Raw genomic sequence first — 3,086 nt, 5'->3', positions numbered from 1 at the left:
GGCAGAGCTCTTCTTTGCCTGCTCGGGCAGAGGGGTGAAGTCCCCCTCGGGAGCGTAGATACGATAGCGCATCGTGAAGCCTTCGGGGAGGCAAACCTCTACGGAGGCTCCTGCAGGACGGAGGACGACGATCCCTGGGTGGCGGATGAGCTTCTCCTCGAGTGTGTTCTCAGGGCATCCCATACGGGTGGAGAGGGTCGTCCCATCGGAGCGGAAGATGTAGGTGAGGTCACTCTCGCCGTCACTCTGTAGCTCAAACTTGCCGTTGAGCGTATGTATGTTGCAGTCCACCTCTAGGAGTTTGCTGGGGATGAGCTCTATGTAGTAGCTCTCTGCCTTAGCTCCCGTGGGGGTGGTGATGACGTAGGGGACAAAGCCCTTGGGGGCATGACTGTGGGGTGCCTCGGAGGGCTTCGCTTCCTGGATCGCCCCGGTAGCCTTCCAGTAGCGGTAGCCGAGCTGAATACCCTCGGGTAGGGTGACGGCGACCTGACGGTTGCCCCTGAAGGGGAGCAGGAGTGGCTCTCCCACGCAGTACTTAGCTTGCCTACCGGAGCCCTCGGGGGTGTAGTCTAGTGAGGTGATGGTCTCGCTGGATCCGTTGTAGACGTAGTAGCTCAGCCCGACTTGGCTCTCTGCGGAGACTAGGCGACCCTCCAGCCTACAGATGGAGCTGGGGTGGACGTTGCGCTGTATCGGGGTGAGCTCGAAGCGGTAATCCTCGACTGAGGGGACGACGGGCAGGGTGAAGACGAAGGTGCGTGGGGGGAAGCCCACCGCATCTATATCATAGGTCAGTAGAGCATCCTCTGCCTGCTCGCTCTGGCTCTCCTGTGCCTCCTTCGTCGCATGGCATCCCAGGGATGAGGTGCAGAGCGCGGCGAGGGCTAGGGAGACCAATGGGGCTCTCATGGGATCTAAGCACTTCATTTCAGTCTCTATTACGTATCTTGGTGTCGAAGAGAGAGCGGGTACTCCACTCTAGAAGTAAAGTACCCGCATCCCTGTGGAAAAATATCCTTTGCCTCTGTGGCTAGATAGCCCCGTAGCTTCTTAGGGCTCGGGGTGTAGAGGCACCTCGTACTCTACGAAGACTCGGTGTAGGGCATCGATCGCCCGGTCGAGCTGCTCGTAGGTATGTGTCGCCATCAGAGAGAAGCGGATCAGCGTATCTTCGGGAGCCACACCTGGGGCTACGACGGGATTGACGAAGACGCCTTCCTCGAAGAGCATCGCTGTGATACGGAAGGTCTTCTCATTATCTCGGATGAAGAGGGGGATGATCGGTGTCGCCGTATTGCCGATCTCGAAGCCTAGCTTGCGGAACCGCTCTAGGCAGTACTGTGTCTTCTCCTTGAGAGCCTGTACACGCTCTGGCTCACGGAGCATGATGTCTAGTGCCTTGCTCGCAGCAGCTGTGGCCGCAGGGGTACAGCTGGCGCTGAAGATGTAGGAGCGGGCGTGGTGCCTTAGGTAGTTAATCATGACCTTGCTCCCCGCGATGAAGCCGCCGATGGAGGCGAAGCTCTTGCTGAAGGTACCCATGATCAGATCCACCTGGTTCGTGAGTCCGAAGTGGTTGCAGACCCCACGACCATGGTCTCCGAGGACACCAAAGCCGTGAGCCTCATCGACCATCACCGATGCGCCGTACTGCTTGGCGAGTCGTACGATCTCGGGGAGGTTGCAGAGGTCACCCTCCATAGAGAAGACGCCATCGACGACGATGAGCTTGATCTTGCCCTGCTCGCACTGCTGTAGGCGGCGCTCTAGGGCCTGCATATCATTATGCTTGTATCGTAGGCTCTTGGCGGGAGAGAGGCGAATCCCCTCGATGATGGAGGCATGGTCGAGAGCGTCCCAGATGATATAGTCCTCTCGGCCGAGGAGACAAGAGATCACACCCAGATTGACCTGGAAGCCCGTCGAGAAGATGATCGCATCCTCCTTGCCTGCGAAGGCAGCGAGTCGCTTCTCCAGCTCGATGTGTGAGTCTAGCGTACCATTGAGGAAGCGGCTACCGGCACAGCCCGTACCATACTTCTCAATAGCGGCGATAGCGGCGGCCTTGACTTCAGGGTGGTTGGTGAGGCCTAGGTAGGCATTAGAGCCAAACATCAGTACCTTCTTGCCATTGATCAGCACCTCCGTGTCCTGGTCGCTCTCGATCATCCTAAAGTAAGGATAGATCCCTGCGGCTTGAGCCCGCTGAGGCTCGGTATAGCACGCTAATTTCTGCTCGAGTAAGTTCATTCTATTCTTTCTTGTCGCCCCGCGATCCTCAGCGTGAGCACAGCCGAACCCTCTGGGGGGTGCTGAGCTCCGCCTCTTCGGAGCTAGGGCTGGGCGTCTTCTCCACCTCCATTCGATGGGTGCTGGGGGCAGAGGGGGACACCCTCTATCAATGTGGGTAAAGAGTCACAGCCTGATCCAAAGATTCCCTGAAGGTGTGACCCATGTTTCGTAAATACGGGCAAAAGTACACATTTCTCCCAAAATCGTGCACTCTTTGAGTGAAGGGGATGCGGAACTCCTTTGTTCCTAGTTGATTATGTGTCTGGAGCGAACGAGCTCGATTACCGAATATTATTTAGTAGCCACTATTTGAGTCCACCTTGCCCCCTGCTTCCCCTTCTTTATATTCTTACGGATAGCACCCCCTAGTGCCCTAGCCGAGGGAGTAGCCCGTCTTCACCCTTTGGCCTTGCCCTGCTGATTTCCTTTGGGTATCAGTGAGATAACCAGTGTCGGGGTGCCCAAGCTCACCGAGGAGGAGCTGGGGAAGTCGGGTTGAGAGCAGGTCGCTCTCCCGCTTCGTCTACTCCATTATATATAATATATAGTGGGTACTCCGTGATGGGGTAGGGTGGGCCTTCTATATATAATATGGTATAGGGCGGGGTAGACGGTATAGCGGAGGGCGGAGGGTACCTAGGAGGCAGGTGGGGAACGAGCATAGTAAGCCACCCCCGAGTGGGGTGAGGTACGGCTTTGGGCGGGGTAGGGGCTTGGGCTGACGGGGACGGTTGTGGAGGGCGGAGGATACCTAGGAGGCAGGTGGGGAACGAGCATAGTAAGCCTCCTCC

Annotated in this window: 2 protein-coding genes; both read right to left on the bottom strand. The window is 57.4% G+C overall.

Features of this window, described 5'->3' with window-relative positions; translation table 11 throughout:
- Nucleotides 1-930 (bottom strand): ecotin family protein (locus QZ170_RS09090; protein ID WP_297180203.1); only part of this gene is annotated, 930 nt, incomplete at its 3' end.
- A 123-nt stretch (nucleotides 931-1,053) separates the two neighbouring features.
- A complete protein-coding gene (locus QZ170_RS09085; protein ID WP_297180201.1) occupies nucleotides 1,054-2,253 on the bottom strand; it encodes a pyridoxal phosphate-dependent aminotransferase family protein in 1,200 nt (399 codons plus the stop codon).
- Nucleotides 2,254-3,086 lie beyond the last annotated feature (833 nt).

The organism is uncultured Porphyromonas sp., from assembly GCF_905372525.1.
GTDB lineage: Bacteria > Bacteroidota > Bacteroidia > Bacteroidales > Porphyromonadaceae > Porphyromonas.
The sequence above is the reverse complement of the archived record's forward strand: the minus strand, read 5'-3'. Positions and strand labels throughout refer to the sequence as shown.